19 protein-coding genes are annotated in these 19,194 nt (G+C 68.5%); 9 read left to right on the plus strand and 10 right to left on the minus strand.

The features are described from left to right. Positions 1-220: 220 nt before the first annotated feature. The 5 genes from AB0C96_RS01895 to dnaA all read right to left on the minus strand — a co-directional run bounded on the left by AB0C96_RS01895 (position 221) and on the right by dnaA (position 6,914). Positions 221-754, minus strand: coding sequence for a DciA family protein (locus AB0C96_RS01895; protein ID WP_362912630.1), 534 nt, complete (start codon positions 752-754; stop codon positions 221-223). Further along, entirely contained in the window at positions 751-1,938 is a 1,188-nt protein-coding gene (recF, locus tag AB0C96_RS01900; RefSeq protein WP_362912632.1) for a DNA replication/repair protein RecF, read from the minus strand. Before recF ends, AB0C96_RS01895 begins: the two co-directional genes overlap by 4 nt. Positions 1,939-1,985: 47 nt before the next feature. Continuing rightward, positions 1,986-2,864 (minus strand): phosphogluconate dehydrogenase (NAD(+)-dependent, decarboxylating), encoded by an 879-nt coding sequence (gene gnd, locus AB0C96_RS01905; RefSeq protein WP_362912634.1) that lies wholly within the window; start codon positions 2,862-2,864, stop codon positions 1,986-1,988. Positions 2,865-3,022: 158 nt separating this feature from the next. Further along, complete coding sequence (gene dnaN, locus AB0C96_RS01910; RefSeq protein WP_362912636.1) at positions 3,023-4,153, minus strand: DNA polymerase III subunit beta; 1,131 nt, start codon at positions 4,151-4,153, stop codon at positions 3,023-3,025. Between the two features lie 862 nt (positions 4,154-5,015). After that, positions 5,016-6,914 carry a chromosomal replication initiator protein DnaA gene (gene dnaA / locus AB0C96_RS01915; protein WP_362912638.1) on the minus strand — a complete coding sequence of 633 codons (1,899 nt, stop codon included), beginning with the start codon at positions 6,912-6,914 and terminating at the stop codon, positions 5,016-5,018. Positions 6,915-7,291: 377 nt separating this feature from the next. Between dnaA and rpmH the strand changes: the two genes are divergently transcribed. The 9 genes from rpmH (at position 7,292) to AB0C96_RS01960 (ending at position 14,127) form a co-directional block, all read left to right on the plus strand. Continuing rightward, the gene (gene rpmH / locus AB0C96_RS01920; protein ID WP_003975051.1) at positions 7,292-7,429 is read left to right on the plus strand and encodes a 50S ribosomal protein L34; all 138 of its coding nucleotides are present in this window, start codon (positions 7,292-7,294) and stop codon (positions 7,427-7,429) included. A 23-nt stretch (positions 7,430-7,452) separates the two neighbouring features. Continuing rightward, a complete protein-coding gene (gene rnpA / locus AB0C96_RS01925; RefSeq protein ID WP_362912640.1) occupies positions 7,453-7,911 on the plus strand; it encodes a ribonuclease P protein component in 459 nt (152 codons plus the stop codon). After that, entirely contained in the window at positions 7,908-8,225 is a 318-nt protein-coding gene (gene yidD, locus AB0C96_RS01930) for a membrane protein insertion efficiency factor YidD (protein ID WP_362912642.1), read from the plus strand. The genes rnpA and yidD overlap by 4 nt, the downstream gene beginning before the upstream one ends. Positions 8,226-8,228: 3 nt before the next feature. Next, entirely contained in the window at positions 8,229-9,347 is a 1,119-nt protein-coding gene (gene yidC / locus AB0C96_RS01935; protein ID WP_362912644.1) for a membrane protein insertase YidC, read from the plus strand. 14 nt (positions 9,348-9,361) lie between these two features. Next, positions 9,362-9,868: a R3H domain-containing nucleic acid-binding protein gene (locus tag AB0C96_RS01940; RefSeq protein ID WP_362912646.1), complete on the plus strand. Its 507-nt coding sequence runs from the start codon at positions 9,362-9,364 to the stop codon at positions 9,866-9,868. Between the two features lie 136 nt (positions 9,869-10,004). Beyond that, the gene (rsmG, locus tag AB0C96_RS01945; RefSeq protein WP_362912648.1) at positions 10,005-10,730 is read left to right on the plus strand and encodes a 16S rRNA (guanine(527)-N(7))-methyltransferase RsmG; all 726 of its coding nucleotides are present in this window, start codon (positions 10,005-10,007) and stop codon (positions 10,728-10,730) included. A 306-nt stretch (positions 10,731-11,036) separates the two neighbouring features. Then, positions 11,037-12,107 (plus strand): AAA family ATPase, encoded by a 1,071-nt coding sequence (locus AB0C96_RS01950; protein ID WP_078518757.1) that lies wholly within the window; start codon positions 11,037-11,039, stop codon positions 12,105-12,107. Next, positions 12,104-13,201 (plus strand): ParB/RepB/Spo0J family partition protein, encoded by a 1,098-nt coding sequence (locus AB0C96_RS01955; protein ID WP_362912650.1) that lies wholly within the window; start codon positions 12,104-12,106, stop codon positions 13,199-13,201. Before AB0C96_RS01950 ends, AB0C96_RS01955 begins: the two co-directional genes overlap by 4 nt. 308 nt (positions 13,202-13,509) lie before the next feature. Next, positions 13,510-14,127 (plus strand): GNAT family N-acetyltransferase, encoded by a 618-nt coding sequence (locus AB0C96_RS01960; protein ID WP_362912652.1) that lies wholly within the window; start codon positions 13,510-13,512, stop codon positions 14,125-14,127. Between the two features lie 98 nt (positions 14,128-14,225). Here the strand turns inward: AB0C96_RS01960 and trxA are convergent, their stop codons facing one another. From trxA to AB0C96_RS01985, 5 genes are all read right to left on the minus strand, one after another. After that, positions 14,226-14,552 carry a thioredoxin gene (gene trxA / locus AB0C96_RS01965; protein WP_136742013.1) on the minus strand — a complete coding sequence of 109 codons (327 nt, stop codon included), beginning with the start codon at positions 14,550-14,552 and terminating at the stop codon, positions 14,226-14,228. Between the two features lie 46 nt (positions 14,553-14,598). Continuing rightward, positions 14,599-15,573 (minus strand): thioredoxin-disulfide reductase, encoded by a 975-nt coding sequence (gene trxB, locus AB0C96_RS01970; RefSeq protein WP_362912654.1) that lies wholly within the window; start codon positions 15,571-15,573, stop codon positions 14,599-14,601. Positions 15,574-15,687: 114 nt separating this feature from the next. Continuing rightward, the gene (locus AB0C96_RS01975) at positions 15,688-16,641 is read right to left on the minus strand and encodes a hypothetical protein (RefSeq protein ID WP_362912656.1); all 954 of its coding nucleotides are present in this window, start codon (positions 16,639-16,641) and stop codon (positions 15,688-15,690) included. Beyond that, on the minus strand, positions 16,638-17,333 hold the full coding sequence (gene sigM / locus AB0C96_RS01980; RefSeq protein WP_362912658.1) for an RNA polymerase sigma factor SigM: 696 nt from the start codon (positions 17,331-17,333) through the stop codon (positions 16,638-16,640). Before sigM ends, AB0C96_RS01975 begins: the two co-directional genes overlap by 4 nt. Before the next feature lie 136 nt (positions 17,334-17,469). After that, complete coding sequence (locus tag AB0C96_RS01985; RefSeq protein ID WP_362912660.1) at positions 17,470-19,188, minus strand: serine/threonine protein kinase; 1,719 nt, start codon at positions 19,186-19,188, stop codon at positions 17,470-17,472. Positions 19,189-19,194 lie beyond the last annotated feature (6 nt).

Consider the following 19,194-nt stretch of genomic DNA (forward strand, 5'->3'; position numbering starts at 1 on the left):
GGGCGGGATTGCTACCAGTCTACCGGTAGCGCTGACACTCATGGGGGTTTGCAGGCGCCTGAGTCGTCATGTGCCGCCCTGAACCGGCATCCACCGACTCCCCATATCCGAGACGGGGCCCCAGGACGCTCACACCGGCACTCAGCGCTTCCGACTGTCAACCGCCGGCTACCGTGACCGGAGTCTCATGCGTCCCAGGCGTTCACCGGTGCCCTACGGGTCATCCGTAGGTGTCCCCGGGCCCCTTGCTGCCGGGCGCGCGGAGCGCTCCGTACCGGCGTGCGGGCCCGCCGGGACCCAGCACCTTGATCAGCTTCACGGTGCCGTGGCCCAGGTCCTCGTTGAGGCGGGCCACCAGGGTCGGGGCCAGCAGCCGCAGCTGCGTCGCCCACGCCGTGGAGTCGCACTGCACCGTGAGCACCCGGGCGTCCTCGTCGTACTTCTGCGGCTCGCAGTGCTGCGCCACCTCGGGCCCGACCAGCTGCGGCCAGCGCCCCATCACCCCGCCGACCGCCGCCGGGGTCTCCCAGCCGCGCTCCGTGATCAGCCGGTTGATCGCGGCGCCCAGCGGCAGCGGGTCGCGGCCGTCCGCCCGGGCGCCCGAGCGCAGTCCGCCGCGCCGGGCCTGCTTCTTCTGCTGGGCGGCCGCGCCCCGGGCGCGCGCCTGTTCCTTGGCCGCCACCAGCGCCTGCCGGGCCAGGTCCACACCGGACAGCTCCGGGGGCTTGGGCCGGTCGGGCCGCTCGTCGCTCACGGGGTCACCTTCTCCACGGTGCCGTCCGACACCGCGTAGCGCGCCCCGGCCAGCACCGCGGGCACGTCGTCGCCGACCGCCGCGGTCACCAGTACCTGCTCGGCCGGGGCCACCAGCTCCGCCAGCCGCTCCCGACGCCGCGCGTCCAGTTCGGCGAAGACGTCGTCGAGGACCAGCACCGGCTCGCCCGTCCGCCGCCCGCTGCCGCTCCCCGTGGCGGCCCCCTCCGGCCCCATCGGGCCCTCGGCGCGCAGCAGGTCGTACGAGGCCAGCCGCAGCGCCAGCGCGTACGACCAGGACTCGCCGTGGCTGGCGTACCCCTTGGCCGGCAGCTGGCCCAGCTTGAGCAGCAGCTCGTCGCGGTGCGGGCCGACCAGCGTGACCCCGCGCTCGATCTCCTGCTTGCGGGCCTCGCCAAGCGATGCCAGCAGCACGCCGTACAGCTCCTCGCGGGTGGTCGCGGCGGCCATCTCCGGGCCGGCCGAACCGCGGTACTCCAGCGTCAACGGGCCACCGCCCGGCGCCAGTTGCTGATACGCCTTGTCCGCGAGCGGCTGGAGCGCGGCGACCAGATCGAGGCGCTGCGCCAACAGCTCGGCGCCCGCGCGGGCCAGGTGCTGGTCCCACACGTCCAACGTCGACAGATCCATCTGGCGCCCGCCGTGCCGCCGCGCCAGCGCCGCGGTCTTCAACAGGGTGTTGCGCTGCTTGAGGACGCGGTCGTAGTCCGCGCGCACCCCGGCCATCCGCGGGGAGCGCGCGGTGATCAGCTCGTCCAGGAACCGCCGGCGCTCACCGGGATCGCCCTTGACCAGCGCCAGATCCTCCGGCGCGAACAGCACCGTCCGCACGATGCCGAGCACGTCACGCGGTCTGACCTGGGAGGACCTGTTGATGCGGGCGCGATTGGCCTTGCCCGGATTCAGCTCCAGCTCGACCAGCTGCTGACGGTCGCCCTCGACGACCGCGGCTCGGACGATCGCGCGCTCGGCGCCCATCCGCACCAGCGGGACGTCCGAGGAGACCCGGTGGCTGCCGAGCGTGGCGAGGTAGCCGACCGCCTCGACGAGGTTGGTCTTGCCCTGTCCGTTGGGGCCCACGAAAGCCGTGACGCCCGGGCCGAGCGGGACCTCGACCCGGGCGTACGAGCGGAAGTCGGCAAGCGACAGATGCGATACGTGCATGACGGTGCGCCGACCTCCCCCGGCTGCTTCCTTGCTGTTACTGCTGCTTACTTCTTGTTCTCGACCGCGTGGCCACCGAACTGGTTGCGCAGCGCGGCGATCATCTTCATCTGCGGGGAGTCGTCCTGGCGGGACGCGAAGCGGGCGAAGAGCGAGGCCGTGATCGCGGGCAGCGGCACGGCGTTGTCGATGGCGGCTTCCACAGTCCACCGGCCCTCGCCGCTGTCCTGTGCATAACCGCGCAGCTTGTCCAGGTGCTCGTCGTCGTCCAGCGCGTTGACCGCCAGGTCGAGCAGCCAGGAGCGGATGACCGTGCCCTCCTGCCAGGAGCGGAAGACCTCGCGCACGTCCGTGACGGAGTCGACCTTCTCCAGCAGCTCCCAGCCCTCGGCGAAGGCCTGCATCATCGCGTACTCGATGCCGTTGTGGACCATCTTCGCGAAGTGGCCGGCGCCGACCTTGCCGGCGTGCACCGAGCCGAACTCGCCCTCGGGCTTGAGGGCGTCGAAGATCGGCTGCACCTTGGCGACGTCGTCCGCCTCGCCGCCGTACATCAGCGCGTAGCCGTTCTCCAGGCCCCAGACGCCGCCGGAGACACCGCAGTCGACGAAGCCGATGCCCTTGGCCTTCAGCTCCTCGGCGTGCTTCTCGTCATCGGTCCAGCGGGAGTTGCCGCCGTCCACGACGATGTCGCCCGGCGAGAGCAGCTCGGCCAGCTCGTCGATCGTGGACTGGGTGGCGGCACCGGCCGGGACCATGACCCAGACCACCCGGGGCCCCTTGAGCTTGGCCACAAGCTCCTGGAGGCTGTCCACATCCGCCAGGTCCGGGTTGCGGTCGTATCCGACGACGGTGTGGCCGGCGCGGCGGATGCGCTCGCGCATGTTGCCGCCCATCTTGCCGAGACCGACGAGACCGAGCTCCATCAGAGACCCTCTTTGCACGTAGTCGTTGCTGGTGTACCCGCGTCCGAGCCTACGCCCGCAGGTCCGTGCACAGCTGTGGGCTCAGCCGCTCATCGGGGGGCCTGTCAGCCGGTCGCCGCAAGGGCTCCGATGAGCGGCCGAAGGCTCGCTCCGCCGCGTCAGCCGGACAGCCGGACGGGCATGATCAGGTACTTGTAGGCGTCGTCCGCCTCGGCGTCCTTGGCCGGCCGACCGCTGAGCAGCGCAGGCTTGGTGGACGTCGTGAAGGACAGCTGCGCCACCGGGGAGTCGATGGCGGACAGGCCCTCCAGGAGGAAGCCGGGGTTGAAGGCGATCGAGATGTCGTCGCCGTCCAGATCCGCGTCCACCCTCTCCACAGCCTGTGCATCGTCGCTGGAGCCGGCCTCCAGGATCAGCACACCCTGCTCGAAGCTCAGCCGGACCGGGGTGTTCCGCTCGGCCACCAGCGCCACACGCTTGACGGCCTCGACGAACGGGGCGGTCTCGATCACGGCGACCGAATTGAACTCGGTCGGGAAGAGCGTGCGGTACTTCGGCAGGTCGCCTTCCAGCAGACGCGTCGTCGTCCGCCGCCCGGCGCCCTCGAAACCGATCAGGCCCTCGCCCTGGCCGGAGCCGGACAGCGCCAGCGTGACGGTGTCACCGCTGCTCAGGGACTTGGCGGTGTCCAGCAGCGTCTTGGCGGGGACCAGCGCGACCGCGGAGGCGTCCGGGCTCTCCGGCTTCCACAGGAACTCACGCACCGCGAAGCGGTAGCGGTCGGTGGAGGCCAGGGTGACGGTGTCGCCCTCGATCTCGATCCGTACGCCGGTGAGCACCGGGAGGGTGTCGTCACGGCCGGCGGCGATGGCCACCTGGGAGACGGCCGAGGCGAAGACCTCGCCGGGGACGGTGCCGGTGGCGGTGGGCATCGTCGGCAGGGACGGGTACTCCTCCACAGGGAGGGTGTGGAGGGTGAAGCGCGAGGAGCCACAGACGACGGTCACCCGTACACCGTCGGTGGAAATCTCCACCGGGCGGTTCGGCAGTGCGCGGCAGATGTCGGCGAGCAGTCGGCCGGAGACGAGGACTGTGCCCTCCTCTTCCACCTCGGCGTCGACCGAGACCCGCGCGGAGACCTCGTAGTCGAAGCCGGAGAGGCTCAGTACGCCGTCCTCGGCCTTCAGGAGCAGGCCCGCGAGGACGGGCACCGGCGGACGGGCCGGGAGGCTCTTGGCCGCCCAGGCCACTGCCTCCGCGAGTACATCGCGCTCCACCCGGATCTTCACCGGAAACCGCCTCCTGCTGTTGCTGGCTCTCGCCCTGCTGGCGTTCTTCGTCGGCTGAGTTGCCGGAGACCAGTCTGACGTACGCCACCGACAGTCGGTGCGGCTCGGGGTCAAGTCGACTCGACCGGTCCCGGACGCTCGGCGGCCAACTTGTGCACAGGCCCCGTTTCCGAACGAGTTCCCCGGTAGATATCCGTGGTCGTAGTAGTAGGGCTTGTGGAAACCGTGGACAACTGCTTCTGCGCAGGTCAACGCGGATTTTTTGTCCACTGCCCCTGTGGGTGGCGGCCGTGGATAAGCCGGTGGTGCTGTGGACCGCCCAAAGTTCTGCACACCCGATGCACAGGGGACGGGTACTTCTCCCCAGTGCCATCCCCAGCTTTACCCACGTTCCCCACAGCCCAACCAACCAACTTGGTGTGACGGCTTTCACTCGGCGCGGTGAGCGCGGGTGTTGCGTTGCCGAACAGTGGACAGGGGTGTGGAGAAGCTGGGGATTGCTGGGGACAACGGCGGCTGGTCTGTGGGTGGCCGGTGGACAAGACATCCACCGCCCTGTGGACGGATCGACTGTCCACACCCTGTGGAAGAAGGTTGATCACAAATCCCCAAGCGGCTGACCTCCACCGATGCTCCGTCAACACACCGACCTGTGGATCCCACAGGGATAACTCTCCCCTCCCCAGGGTGTGGACGGAAGATTCTTGCCCAATCTGTGGAGAGAGGCCGTGACCAGGCACGGAATCGAACACAGCCGGTGCGGCCGGCACCCCTTTGACGTCCCCGCACATCCCCGTACGACGAAGGGCGCCCCGGGAGACGAGTCCCGAAGCGCCCTTCGTCGCCGGCTCGGCGGCCGGCCTCAGCCGTTCTTGATGCGGTTGGTCAGCTCGGTGACCTGGTTGTAGATCGAACGGCGCTCGGCCATCAGCGCGCGGATCTTGCGGTCCGCATGCATCACCGTCGTATGGTCCCGGCCGCCGAACTGTGCGCCGATCTTGGGCAGCGAGAGGTCGGTCAGCTCACGGCACAGGTACATGGCGATCTGCCGGGCGGTCACCAGCACCCTGCTGCGCGAGGAGCCGCAGAGGTCGTCGATGGTGAGCCCGAAGTAGTCGGCGGTGGACGCCATGATCGCGGTCGCGGTGATCTCCGGCGCCGCGTCCTCGCCCCCGGGGATCAGATCCTTCAGCACGATCTCGGTGAGCCCCAGGTCCACTGGCTGCCGATTGAGCGAGGCGAACGCGGTGACCCGGATCAGCGCGCCCTCCAGCTCGCGGATGTTGCGCGAGATCCGGGACGCGATGAACTCCAGCACCTCCGGCGGTGCGTTCAGCTGCTCCTGCACCGCCTTCTTGCGGAGGATCGCGATCCGGGTCTCCAGCTCGGGCGGCTGGACGTCGGTGATCAGACCCCACTCGAAGCGGTTGCGCAGCCGGTCCTCCAGGGTGACCAGCTGCTTGGGCGGCCGGTCCGAGGACAGCACGATCTGCTTGTTCGCGTTGTGCAGCGTATTGAAGGTGTGGAAGAACTCCTCCTGCGTCGACTCCTTGCTCGCCAGGAACTGGATGTCGTCGACCAGCAGGATGTCCATGTCGCGGTAGCGCTTGCGGAACGCGTCCGCCTTGCCGTCGCGGATGGAGTTGATGAACTCGTTGGTGAACTCCTCCGAGCTCACGTACCGCACCCGGGTCCCCGGGTACAGGCTCCGCGCGTAGTGCCCGATCGCATGCAGCAGGTGGGTCTTGCCGAGGCCGGACTCCCCGTAGATGAACAAGGGGTTGTACGCCTTGGCCGGGGCCTCGGCGACGGCCACCGCGGCGGCGTGCGCGAAGCGGTTCGAGGCACCGATGACGAAGGTGTCGAAGAGGTACTTCGGGTTCAGCCGCGCGGTCGGCTCGCCGGGGCCGGTCGCCGGAGCGGGCTGTGCGGCGAGCGGCCCCGGCGCACCGCTGGACGCGGGCAGTACGGCACCGGGACCGGAGCGGCCGTTGCGGCCACTGGGCTGGTGCTCGTGGGGGTCGTGGCGGTGCTGCTCGTACGCCGGGCGCGCACCGTCGGAGTGCTGCGGGGGCCCGCTGCGCTCGTGCGCCTGGGGGCGGTAGTCGCCCTGTGCCGGCTGGTGCTGCGGTCCGCGCGAGGACGGCGAGCCGTAGGGCTCACGCCACTGCTCCCCGGCCGGTTCGCGCTCCAGGAAGCCGCCGAGGTGCTGCTGCTGCCAGCCGTAGTCCTCCCGGGGGCCGGGGCCGCCGACCATCCCGGAGGGCTGCGGCCAGGCGCCGGGCTCGTGCCGGGGACGCTGGTAGTCGGGGTAGGCGGGCCGGACGCCGGGCAGGTCCTCGCCCTGGTGCCCGTAGCCCTGCCGGGTCTCGTGCCGGGGCTCGTAGTCGTAGGCGTCGTGCTGCGGCGACTGGCGCTGCTGATGGAGCGGGGGCTGCTGGGGGGACGGATGCTGCGGCGTGGGGGCTGACGGCGCCGGGGGCTCCTCGGAGGTGTCGTCCACGGTGATCGCGATCCGGATCGGGCGGCCGCACTCATGGCTGAGGGCCTCCCCGATCAACGGTGCCAGTCGGCCTTCGAGCACGCCCTTGGCGAATTCGTTGGGGACGGCGAGCAGCGCGGTGTCGGCGACCAGCGCCAGCGGCTGGGTGCGCTTGAGCCAGTCCTGGTCCTTGGGCTTGAGGCCGTCGGTCTCCGCACGGAGGAGATGGTCGAGCACGCGCGGCCACACTGCGGCAAGATCGGCAGGTACGTCAGCCACAGGGCACGCTCTCTCACAGTCCCACGAATGTGTGATTCTCGGGACGGGCGGGAAGGAAATGGAGTTCAGCCACGGTAGTCAGGGCGGGCCTGGGGATTCAAGTTGTTGTCCACAGGCTGTGCATAGAGTGTCCTGACAAGGCACCGCGGGCACTCCCAACGAGCCGGTTTGACCGGATGGCGTAGCCGCGCGTACCGTGACCAGGTCGAGTTGTCGATGGCTGCTGCCGCCTGCCTCCGATGGGCAAAGATCGCGCTCTGGGCGATCGTCAAGCGGTGCAATCGAGCGTTGCGAGCTACTCGTGGGCGCACGGTGACAGCCAACGACGCCCCACATCTGTCTCACCTTGAGACAACAAGCATTCCTGGAGCCCCCGAGTGAGCAAGCGCACCTTCCAGCCGAACAACCGCCGCCGCGCGAAGACCCACGGCTTCCGTCTGCGCATGCGGACCCGTGCCGGCCGCGCGATCCTCGCGACGCGCCGCAGCAAGGGTCGCGCCCGCCTGTCGGCCTGAGCAGCCTGACCTAGGTCCATGCCGTGCTGCCTACCGAAAATCGGCTGAGGCGGCGCGAGGACTTCGCGACCGCGGTACGCCGGGGACGCAGGGCCGGGCGCCCGCTCCTTGTCGTTCATTGTCGTAGCGGTGCAACGGACCCGCACGCGTCGGGGGAACGTGTTCCCCCGACGCGTGCGGGTTTCGTCGTGAGCAAGGCCATCGGCACCGCGGTTGTGCGCAACAAGGTCAAGCGGAGACTCCGCCACCTCGTGCGCGACCGGCTGGACCGGCTGCCCGCCGGTAGCCTGGTTGTCGTACGGGCCCTGCCCGGTGCGGGTGACGCGGATCACGACCAGCTGGCCCGAGACCTGGACGCCGCCCTGGAGCGGCTGCTGGGAGGGGTGCCGAGAGGCTGCAATCCCCCGGGGGCCACGTCCGTCGGCGGCTACGCCGCGGGCCCCCGGAACCCCGGACGGGACCCGGGAGGGAGCGCACAGTGAAGTACCCGCTGCTGCTTTTGATCAAGATCTACCAGTGGACCATCAGCCCTCTGCTGGGCCCGGTCTGCAAGTACTACCCGTCGTGCTCGCACTATGGCTATACGGCCATCGACAGGCACGGCGCGGTGAAAGGGACTGCGCTGACGGCTTGGCGCATCCTGCGCTGCAACCCGTGGTCGCTCGGTGGCGTCGACCACGTCCCTCCCCGGAAGCGTCCGGTCTGGCATCAGCGGCTGAGGAGCCGTCTGGGCGGGACTGTCGTCCATGAACCCGCCGCCCAGCCCGAGACTCAGCCCAACGCCCAAGGAGCCTGATTCGTGGACACGATCCTCGGTCCCCTCTATACCGCTGTTTCCTGGATCATCGTCCAGTTCCACTCGTTCTACAGCCTGATCTTTGACCCGAACAGTGGCGCGGCGTGGGGTCTGTCCATCGTCTCGCTGGTGGTACTGATCCGTATCTGCCTGATCCCGCTCTTCGTGAAGCAGATCAAGTCGACGCGGAACATGCAGGCGCTCCAGCCGAAGATGAAGGCGATCCAGGAGCGCTACAAGAGCGACAAGCAGCGCCAGTCCGAAGAGATGATGAAGCTCTACAAGGAGACGGGTACCAACCCGTTGTCGAGCTGTCTCCCGATTCTGGCGCAGTCGCCGTTCTTCATCTCCCTGTACCAGGTCCTCAGCCACATCGCGCAGAACAAGACCGTCGGCGTCATCGACCAGACGCTGCTGCAGAGCGCCCAGAAGGCACACATCTTCGGTGCGCCGCTGGCGGCGAAGTTCATGGACAGCGCGGCGAAGATCGAGAGCCTCGGCGCTTCGGTCACCAACGTGCGCGTGGTCACGATCATCATGATCGTCCTGATGTCGGCGTCGCAGTTCTACACGCAGCGCCAGCTGATGACCAAGAACGTCGACCTCACGGTGAAGACGCCGTTCATGCAGCAGCAGAAGATGCTGATGTACGTCTTCCCCATCATGTTCGCCGTCTTCGGCATCAACTTCCCCGTCGGTGTTCTCGTCTACTGGCTGACCACCAACGTGTGGACCATGGGCCAGCAGATGTTCGTCATCCGTCGTAACCCGACCCCGGGCAGCAAGGCCTTCGCGGAGCGCCAGGAGCGGCTGCGGGCCCAGGGCAAGCTCGTCGAGAGCCCGGCCGAGGTCGAGGCGAAGAGGGCCGCCGAGGAGGCGCGCCAGAACCGCCAGCAGCCCAAGCGCCAGACGAAGGCCAAGCGGCAGACCGGCGGCACTGCCCCGGCCGGCGGCGGGCAGCGCACCCGGGCGGGCTCCGGCCAGGGCGCCGCGAAGAAGCCGTCGCTGGAGAAGAAGGACGCGCAGGAGGACAAGGAGAAGGGCGGCGCCTCCGGGTCCCGTACCGCCAAGTCCGGACAGCGCAAGGGCCAGCAGCGCCCCAAGCACCCGTCCAAGAAGTAAGAAGGAGTCCTTTCGTGACGGACACGACCCCTGCCGCCGAGGGCACCGACACCCTGACCCGCTTGGAGCAGGAAGGCGAGATCGCAGCCGACTACCTCGAGGGTCTGCTGGACATCGCCGACCTCGACGGCGACATCGACATGGACGTGGAGGCCGACCGCGCGGCCGTGTCGATCATCAGCGATGCGACCAGCCGTGACCTCCAGAAGCTGGTGGGGCGCGACGGTGAGGTCCTGGAGGCGCTTCAGGAGCTGACCCGGCTGGCCGTGCACCGGGAGACCGGTGACCGCAGCCGTCTGATGCTGGACATCGCCGGTTTCCGGGCGCGTAAGCGTGAGCAGCTGACGAAGATCGGCGCGAAGGCGGCGGAGGAGGCCCGGGGCACCGGTCAGCCGGTGAAGCTGGACCCGATGACGCCGTTCGAGCGCAAGGTCGTCCATGACGCGGTGGCGGCGGCCGGTCTCCGGAGCGAGTCCGAGGGCGAGGAGCCGCAGCGCCGAGTGGTTGTCCTCCCGGCCTGACCGCTCAGCGCTTCCGTATTTTCTTTGGCCCCGTCTGCTCGCAGGCGGGGCCAAAAGTTGTCAGCGATCTGTGTTATTCCGGGTGCGTAGGCCCGGTTCCCGACAGGAAAAGCAGTCCAGAGGAAGGGCGGTTCCCGTGGCGGAGGCAGCAGCGGAGCTCCCTCCCGCGCCGAAGGCGGCGCAGGAGGTATTCGGTGAGCGCTTTCCGGAGGCCGTGCGGTACGGCGAACTGCTCGCCGACGCAGGTGTGAAGCGAGGGCTGATCGGCCCGCGGGAGGTGCCGCGACTGTGGGAGCGGCATCTGCTGAACTGCGCGGTGCTCTCCGAGGTGGTGCCCGAGGGCGTTTCGGTCTGCGATGTCGGGTCGGGGGCCGGGCTGCCCGGTATTCCGCTGGCCCTGGTGCGTCCAGATCTGAAGATCACGCTCCTGGAGCCGCTCCTGAGGAGGACGACCTTCCTGCAAGAGGTCGTCGAACTGCTCGGTCTCGACCACGTCACCGTCGTCCGGGGGCGGGCCGAGGAGGTCATGGGCAAGCTTCCGCAGGTGCATGTGGTGACCGCGCGCGCGGTTGCTCCGCTCGACCGGCTGGCCGGCTGGGGCGTTCCGCTGCTGCGTCCGTACGGCGAGATGCTGGCGCTCAAGGGCGATGCCGCGGAGGAGGAGCTCAAGGGAGCCCGGGCGGCGCTGAGCAAGCTGGGCGTGGTCGAGACCTCGGTGGTGCACGTCGGTGAGGGGATCGTGGATCCGCCGTCGACCGTGGTGCGGGTCGAGGTGGGCGAGAGCCCCGGCGGTGTGCGCTTCGCGGCCAAGCGGGCGAAGGCGGCGCGCGTCAGCCGTGTGTCGAGGGGGCGCCGGCGCTGATGCCCTCATGCCGGAGCAATGCGGACCGGCATGGATGCGAGGGCGTTCCGTTCCGCGAAATAGGGGAACGAGCGAATTCTATAAACCCCATCAAAACGGCACAAGACGGAGTGTCGCGGCTAATTCAGGCGCGGCACTGGCATCGTGTTTCACGTGAAACGTCGTTCTCTGCTGCAAGGGATCATCGGCCGCGGGCGTGCGGCCGCCGCGCCGCGCGACCGTAAGCCCGCAAGGGTCACGGAAGTATCCACAGATGTGGATTCGTCCACAGGAGAACGGACCTCACTGGTTCACGACACCGAAAGCATGGCAGGCTCTGAACATTGCGAGCCAGATGTCGAGGAGAGTGAATCCTTGCGGTCCGACGCCAACATCGCGGGACCGATGACCGATCCGGTCCCCGGTCCCCGTAGCGAGTCGTTCGGGGACGACGTTTCACGTGAAACGCCGCCCCCGATGGACGACACCCCGATCGGTCGTGCAGCTCAGCTGGCGGTAGAGGCACTTGGCCGCGCGGGTGAGGGGCTGCCCCGACCTGAACAGACTCGGGTCATGGTGGTTGCCAACCAGAAGGGCGGGGTCGGTAAGACCACGACCACCGTGAACCTGGCGGCCTCGTTGGCCCTGCATGGGGCCCGGGTGCTGGTGATCGACCTCGATCCCCAGGGCAACGCATCGACCGCGTTGGGGATCGATCACCACTCCGAAGTGCCGTCGATCTATGACGTGCTGGTGGACAGCAAGCCGCTCTCCGACGTCGTGCAGCCGGTCGTGGATGTGGAGGGGCTGTTCTGTGCGCCCGCCACGATCGATCTGGCCGGCGCCGAGATCGAGCTGGTCTCGCTGGTGGCACGTGAAAGCCGGTTGGATCGGGCCATTAAGGCGTACGAGCAGCCGCTGGACTACATCTTCATCGACTGCCCGCCCTCGCTCGGTCTGCTCACCGTCAACGCGCTGGTCGCCGGTGCCGAGGTGCTGATCCCGATTCAGTGCGAGTACTACGCGCTGGAGGGGCTCGGCCAGCTGCTGCGGAACGTCGATCTGGTGCGGGGCCATCTCAACCCCAAGCTCCATGTCTCGACGATCCTGCTCACCATGTACGACGGGCGTACCCGGCTGGCCTCGCAGGTTGCTGACGAGGTACGCAGCCACTTCGGCCACGAGGTGCTCCGTACGAGCATTCCGCGGTCGGTGCGTATCTCCGAGGCGCCCAGCTATGGGCAGACAGTGCTCACCTATGACCCGGGATCCAGTGGCTCGCTTTCCTATCTCGAAGCAGCCCGAGAGATCGCGTTGCGTGGGGTCCCGCAGACCGGGGGCCAGGGCCTCAGCGTCAACTATGAAGCACAGCACAGCATCTCGGAGGGGACTCAGTGAGCGAACGACGTAGAGGCCTGGGCCGTGGGCTCGGTGCGCTGATCCCCGCAGCACCGCAGAGCACGGACCACGTCGGACCCGCGATGGGACAGGGAGCGCCGTCACCGTCGGCCGTACCGGTCCTGACCCCGGAACGGGGAGTAGCGGCCGCCAAGGTGACATCGCTGCCGACGCACGGTGTTTCACGTGAAACAGAGGCGTCGGCCGGGGCCGAGGCAGCAGCGGGCCTGTCGGCGGTGGCGGGCGCGCACTTCGCCGAGGTGCCACTGGATGCGATCACGCCGAACCCGCGCCAGCCCCGTACAGTCTTCGACGAGGACGCTCTGGCGGAGCTGATCGTCTCCATCAAGGAGGTGGGTCTGCTCCAGCCGGTGGTGGTTCGCCAGACCGGACCGGAGACGTACGAACTCATCATGGGCGAGCGCCGCTGGCGGGCGTCCCGTGAGGCCGGACTGGAGAAGATTCCTGCCATCGTCCGGGAAACCGACGATGAGAAGCTGCTCCTCGACGCCCTCTTGGAGAACCTGCACCGGGCGCAGCTCAACCCGCTGGAAGAGGCCGCCGCCTACGACCAGTTGCTGAAGGACTTCAAGTGCACGCATGACGAGCTCGCCGACCGGATCGGTCGCTCGCGTCCGCAGGTCTCCAACACCCTGCGTCTGCTGAATCTCTCGCCGTCGGTGCAGAACCGTCTTGCCGCAGGTGTGCTTTCGGCAGGGCATGCCCGTGCCCTGCTGTCCGTGGAGGACTCGGAGGAGCAGGACCACCTGGCACGCCGCATCGTCGCGGAGGGGCTGTCGGTCCGCACGGTCGAGGAGATCGTGAAGCTGATGGGCTCGAATCCGAAGAGCGCGAGCAAGACGAAGGGGCCCCGTGCGGGGACTCGGGTGTCTCCCGCACTCACCGATCTGGCCACCCGGCTGTCCGACCGGTTCGAGACTCGGGTGAAGGTCGACCTGGGGCAGAAGAAGGGGAAGATCGTTGTCGAGTTCGCCTCGATAGACGATCTGGAGCGCATCCTCGGCACGCTCGCTCCCGGTGAGGGATGCGTCCTGGGCCAGACACTGGCCGAGGAGCAGAAGGACGACGAGTGAGCTGACGCCTTCGGCTCCTGGGCGGGCCGTGTTCCGGAGTCCATACCGGAACACGGCCCGCCCTTTGCTCTTGTGCGGTACCCGTGCCCGTAAAGGGTGGATACGATGCGTTCGGGTATGGCACACATCCACATGGAGACACCTCATAGCGAGGAGAGGGCCATGCGATCGGTGAGCCGCACCGGACTGCTGGCAGTGGGTTTCGGCCTCGCAGCTGTCGGAGGGTTCGTTGGTGGTCTGCTCAGGGAGCAGGCGGTGCTGACGACGCTTCGTGGTGCGGCAGGCGAGAGAAGTGAGGACCTGGCTTTATGGGCCGTCGGCTCGTACCGCTCACGCTGGACAACCTTCCGGATCTCCCCAAGCGCTGCCGCTCCTGCGTCTTCTGGGAGCTCGACCCCGTCAGCGGCGAGGCCGCGGTAAGGGCGGGACGTCCCGAGCTGGAGAAGGAAGCCTGGATCTCGGCGGTACTGCTCGAGTGGGGATCCTGTGGGCGAGTTGTCTATGTCGACGAGGTGCCCGTGGGGTTTGTGATGTACGCCCCGCCGGCCTATGTGCCGCGCTCCACCGCCTTCCCCACCAGTCCGGTGTCGCCGGATGCGGTACAGCTGCTGACGGCATGGCTCATCCCCGGCTATCAAGGACAGGGGCTGGGGCGGGTGATGGTCCAGACGGTGGCCAAGGACCTCATCCAGCGAGGCTTCAAGGCCATTGAGGCATTCGGCGATGCCCGCTGGACCGAGCCGGCATGTGTGTTGCCCGCCGATCATCTCCTCGCCGTGGGCTTCAAGACCGTACGCCCACACCCCCGCTTTCCGCGTCTGCGGCTTGAGCTACGGACCACGATCTCGTGGAAGGAAGACGTGGAGCTGGCGCTCGACCGTCTCTTGGGAGCCGTCCAGAAGGAACCTGCCCTGCGACCGCTGTGAGTCAGGCCGTCCCCCGGCAGCATGTTTCACGTGAAACAGCGAACGGGCCCGACCCTCGATGAGGGCGGGCCCGTTTCACGTGAAACAACGAGAGTGACTCAGGCGAGGAAGTCCGCCAGGTCGCGCTCGATGGCAGCCTTCGGCTTGGCGCCGACGATGGTCTTCACGACCTCGCCGCCCTTGTAGACGTTCATCGTCGGGATCGACATGACGCCGTACTTGGCGGTGGTCGCCGGGTTTTCGTCGGTGTTCAGCTTGGCGATGACGATCTCGTCGTGCTCGGCGGCAATGGCCTCCAGGGACGGGGCGACCTGGCGGCACGGGCCGCACCAGGTGGCCCAGAAGTCCACGAGGACGGGCTTGTCGCTCTTGAGGACGACCTCTTCGAAGTTGTCGTCCGTAACGGTCACCGTGGCGCCGGCCATGGCAATCTCCTTACTGGGTGGGTGGTGGGAAAGCTGGGTGCGGGGGTCAGGCGGAAGCGGTCTTCTCCGGCTCGGCGACCGCCTCACCGTCGGACAGCGCGGCGAGGAACCGCTCGGCGTCAAGGGCGGCGGAGCAGCCCGTGCCGGCCGCGGTGATCGCCTGGCGGTAGGTGTGGTCGACCACATCACCGGCGGCGAAGACACCCGTCAGGTTCGTACGGGTGCTGGGCGCGTCGACCTTGAGGTAGCCCTCGTCGTCGAGGTTCAGCTGGCCCTTGAACAGCTCGGTCCGCGGGTCGTGGCCGATTGCGATGAAGAGGCCGGTGACGGGGAGCTCCGAGGTCTCACCGGTCTTGACGTTGCGCAGCGTCAGACCCGCCAGCTTGTTCTCGCCGTGAATGTCGGCGACCTCGCTGTCCCAGACGAACTTGATCTTCGGGTCGGCGAAGGCGCGGTCCTGCATCGCCTTGCTGGCACGCAGGGCGTCGCGGCGGTGGACGACCGTGACCGACTTGGCGAAGCGGGAGAGGAAAGTGGCCTCCTCCATCGCGGTGTCGCCACCACCGATGACGGCGATGTCCTGGTCCTTGAAGAAGAACCCGTCACAGGTGGCGCACCAGGAGACGCCGCGGCCGGACAGCTCGTCCTCGCGGGGCAGGCCGAGCTTGCGGTGCTGGGAGCCGGTGCTGACGATGACCGCCTTCGCCCGGTGCACATTGCCTGCGGTGTCGGTGACCGTCTTGATCTCGTCGCTGAGGTCGACCGCGACGATGTCGTCCGGTACGAGCTCGGCGCCGAAGCGCTCGGCCTGGGCGCGCATGTTGTCCATCAGGTCCGGCCCCATGATGCCGTCGCGGAAACCGGGGAAGTTCTCCACGTCGGTGGTGTTCATCAGCGCGCCGCCGGCGGTGACGGCACCTTCGAAGACCAGCGGCTTCAGGGACGCGCGGGCGGTGTAGAGCGCTGCGGTGTAGCCCGCGGGCCCGGAGCCGATGATGATCACGTTGCGAACGTCGCTCACGGGTGTCTTCCTTGTCTCTGCCGACTGCTTGCTGGGGCTCTCGGAACTCTCACCCCACCCAACGGATCCTACGGGGCGAGCATTCCCGGAGTGTCACAGCGCACTTCTCGTCGCTCAGTCTCGCTGGTACGAGTGCGACAGCAGCACCTTTCCGGGAACCGGCGGAGTGGCGGAGACGCAGGAGGAAGAGACGACATACGCCGAGACGCGCGTGGCGTCGGCGGGGTCGGGCAGTACGACCAGATAGGCGTCCTTGCCCTGGTAGCGGGTGTGGCTGGACGCCAGCGGAGCCTCCGGGCGCCCTATGCCCTGGCGGACGCATGACGGAACTGTGTCGGCATTACCCCGCAGGGGGGTCTCGGGGGAGCTGCGGGCACCCATGTCCGGCGACCTGTGCGACTTCTTGGACGCAAGCAGGTCGCGGACATGTGATTCAAGGCTGGTAGTGGTGAGGCCGGCTGCACCACCCCGGCTCTTCCCGGTGGTGGAGGTGGCTCGGTCCTGGCTCGCCTGGGTGCCGTCCATGGCCGCGTTCTGGATGAGCAAGCCACCGAAGCTGAGGACCGCCGCTGCCGCTGCCGTGCCGAGCAGAACTCGGGGCCAGCGCCGTGAACGCGGCGAGCGGCCGCCAGGCGCCCCGCGGCCCGGTCCGGTGGCACCACGAGGCCGTCCGGCGGGCCGGCTGGAGGAGTTTCCACGCCCAGGGGGCTCATCATCCGTTTCACGTGAAACCTCGGCATCGGTTTCACGTGAAACAAGGACCGGGACGGTGGCTGTTTCACGTGAAACATCGCCTTCGGATCCAGGAGCGGTAGCGTCCAGCAGCGCCTCCGCCGCGAGGGCGGCATCAATACGCTCGGCCACATCGCTCGGCATCCGCGTCGGGCCGGGGAGCGTGCCCAGCAGCCCTCGGATCTCCTCCAGGGACGCATAGACGTCCTCGCACAGCGCGCAGCGCGCGAGGTGGCCCCGCAGATCCGCGGTGCGGGAGGGAGAGAGCAGCCCGTCGGAGAGCTCGGAGATCTCGGAGACCTCCGGGTGCTCACCCGTGTCGGTCGTCGACGTCACGCTCGCCCACCTCCGCCCTTCACGGCACCAGTGTCCGTCGGTCCTGCCGTCGGTGGGACGGATGTCCCCTGCGCCCGGTTCCTTCCCCCGCCCGTCGGCTTGCTACCCCCGTCGCCCGTGCGCAGATGGGTGACCAAGGGGAGGAGTCGAGCACGGCCGCGTGCGCAGCGGCTCTTCACCGTTCCGGTCGGTACGTCGAGGATCGCGGCGGCCTCCGCGACGGGGTACCCCTGCATATCGACGAGGACGAGTGCGGCTCGCTGTTCCTCGGGAAGAGTGCGCAGCGCGCGGAGGAGCTCACGGTGGAGGTCCTCGCGTTCGGCCGGGGCCGCGGCGGACTCTTCGGGTTCGAGGAGCTGCTCCAGCCGCTCGGTCTCGGCGACGGGCGAGGTGCGCCGGGAGGCGGCCTTACGGGCCCGGTCGAGACAGGCGTTGACCGTGATCCGGTGCAGCCAGGTCGTCACGGCGGACTGGCCGCGAAAGGTGTGGGCCGCGCGATAGGCGGAGACCAGGGCGTCCTGCACGGCGTCGGCGGCTTCCTCGCGATCACCGAGGGTCCGCAGGGCCACCGCCCAGAGCCGGTCGCGATGTCGCCGAACGATCTCCCCGAACGCATCGGGGTCACCTTTCACATGCAAGGCGAGGAGATCGGCGTCGGTTGCTGTCGAAGCCTCGTTGCTGTCGGTGGACACGGGCCCCCCGGCCGTAGCTGCCTGATCTCGGTCCCATTGAAGCCCGCCAGGTCAGGAAAGTAAATGCTGTCGAACGCCGGTGACCAGCGGGGCCCCGGCCAGATATCCGGCCGGGGCCCCGCTGGTCACTGCCTGCTCAGCTCGTGAACGACACCTCTGTGACGCCCTGTTTGTAGCCGGGGCCGCTGAACTCGTCCGTCGGCCCATAGGGCATCGCCGTGAACCATACGACCACGTAGCGCGCGTTGGCCGGCTGCTTCAGCTTGATCTTCGCCGTCGCTCCCGATGTCTGCCCCGAGCCCAGCTTGCGCATGGAGCTCAGCGGCTCGGACGTCGTGAGCGAATCCGCGGCATACAGCGTCACGGTGGTGTACTTGCCGATGTAGTGCAGCCCGATGGACGCGCTGCTTATCTGCTGCTTCGAGCCGAGGTCGTAGATCAGGCCGACGCCCTGCTTGAAGGCCGGATTGAGTTCCGGGCCCTCCTTGAAGCTGAGACTCCGCCAGTAGGTGCTTGGGTCGCCGTCGTGGGTGTTCCGTGCCTGGTCGGGGTGCTGGGGCTTGCCGTCCGGGTAGTACTCCTCGGCATTCACGATCTTGATCGGTTTGCCGCCCGGCTTCTTGGCAGGGCCGCCGGCCGGCTGCGAGTTCCCCGGGTCGTCCTGGTCGTTCTCCCGCTTCAGCAGGGTGTCTGCCAGCTGCCAGCTGCCCAGTCCCAGCGCCGCGATGAGCAGCGCGGAGACGGACCACTTCAGCGCCCGACCGGTGCGGCTCTGGAGCGGGGGCGGAGGCGTCGCAACCGGCTGAGTCCGGCCGGCCGAGCCGTTGTGGCCGGAGTTCTGCCGATAGCTGCCCTGCTGGTACCCCGTGCGCTGGTACGGCGGCGGCGTGGTGAACGCCGTCTCCGGCGGCCGGATGCGTGGCATGGCGGCAACCGCCTTGGCCAGCTCCTCCGGCGTGGTGCAGGGCTGCTCCTGGCGGGACGCCGTGGCGCCGTCGTTGATCAGAGCGCGCATGGCGAGCTCGGAGAGCCCGCGGTGAACACCGGCGCGTACCTGGTCGGGTGCGATCAGCCCGACGCCCTTCGGCAGACCGGTCAGGCCGTGGGCGTCGTTCTCGTACGGCCAGCGCTGGGTGAGTGCGGCGTACAGCAGGGCGCCGATCGCCTCGGTGTCCGTGCGCTGCGGGTGCTCGCAGGTGATGCCGCGCAGCGCCGCCATGACGGCCAGCCCGCGGATGCGGTACTGCCCGGACTCCGTACGCAGCACCGAGCCGGGGGTGATCCGCAGGTGCGACAGGCCCTCGCGGTGCGCGGCGGCCATGGCCTGGGAGACCTGGCTGACGAGCTGGTAGGCGTCGTGCGGCTCCAGAGGGCCGTTGGCGAGCACGGTGGTGAGCTCGGTGGCGTCCGGCAGCCACTCATGGACGACGTAGACGACATCGTTCTCCTCGACGGCGTCGAGGACCTGGACGAACCGGGGGTCGCCGAGCAGCGCCGAGGAACGGGCGGCCGAGAGCACCGGGCGGGCCCGTGGGTGGTCGGCGGGCAGGATATGCACACCGACAGCCCGGCGCAGCTTTTCGTCCACCGCACGCCAGCTGCTGAATCCGTCCAGACGGGTGACGCACTCTTCGAGGCGGTAACGTCTGGCGAGCTTGTGGCCGCTGTGCAGTTCCGGTGGCTGGGCCTCGGTCGCGTCGGCACGCCTCTCGTCAGTGCGTGCGGCGTCCGTTTCCCCGCCGGATACCTTCTCGGCCTTAGCACCGTCGTCCGTGGCCTTACCCGCCTTGGCGGGCAGCGGTTCCTCACCGCTCGTGTCGGCCACGTCGACGGCAGCCGTGCTCCGTTCCGCCACCGTCGT

This window comes from Streptomyces sp. NPDC048506, assembly GCF_040651315.1.
GTDB lineage: Bacteria > Actinomycetota > Actinomycetes > Streptomycetales > Streptomycetaceae > Streptomyces.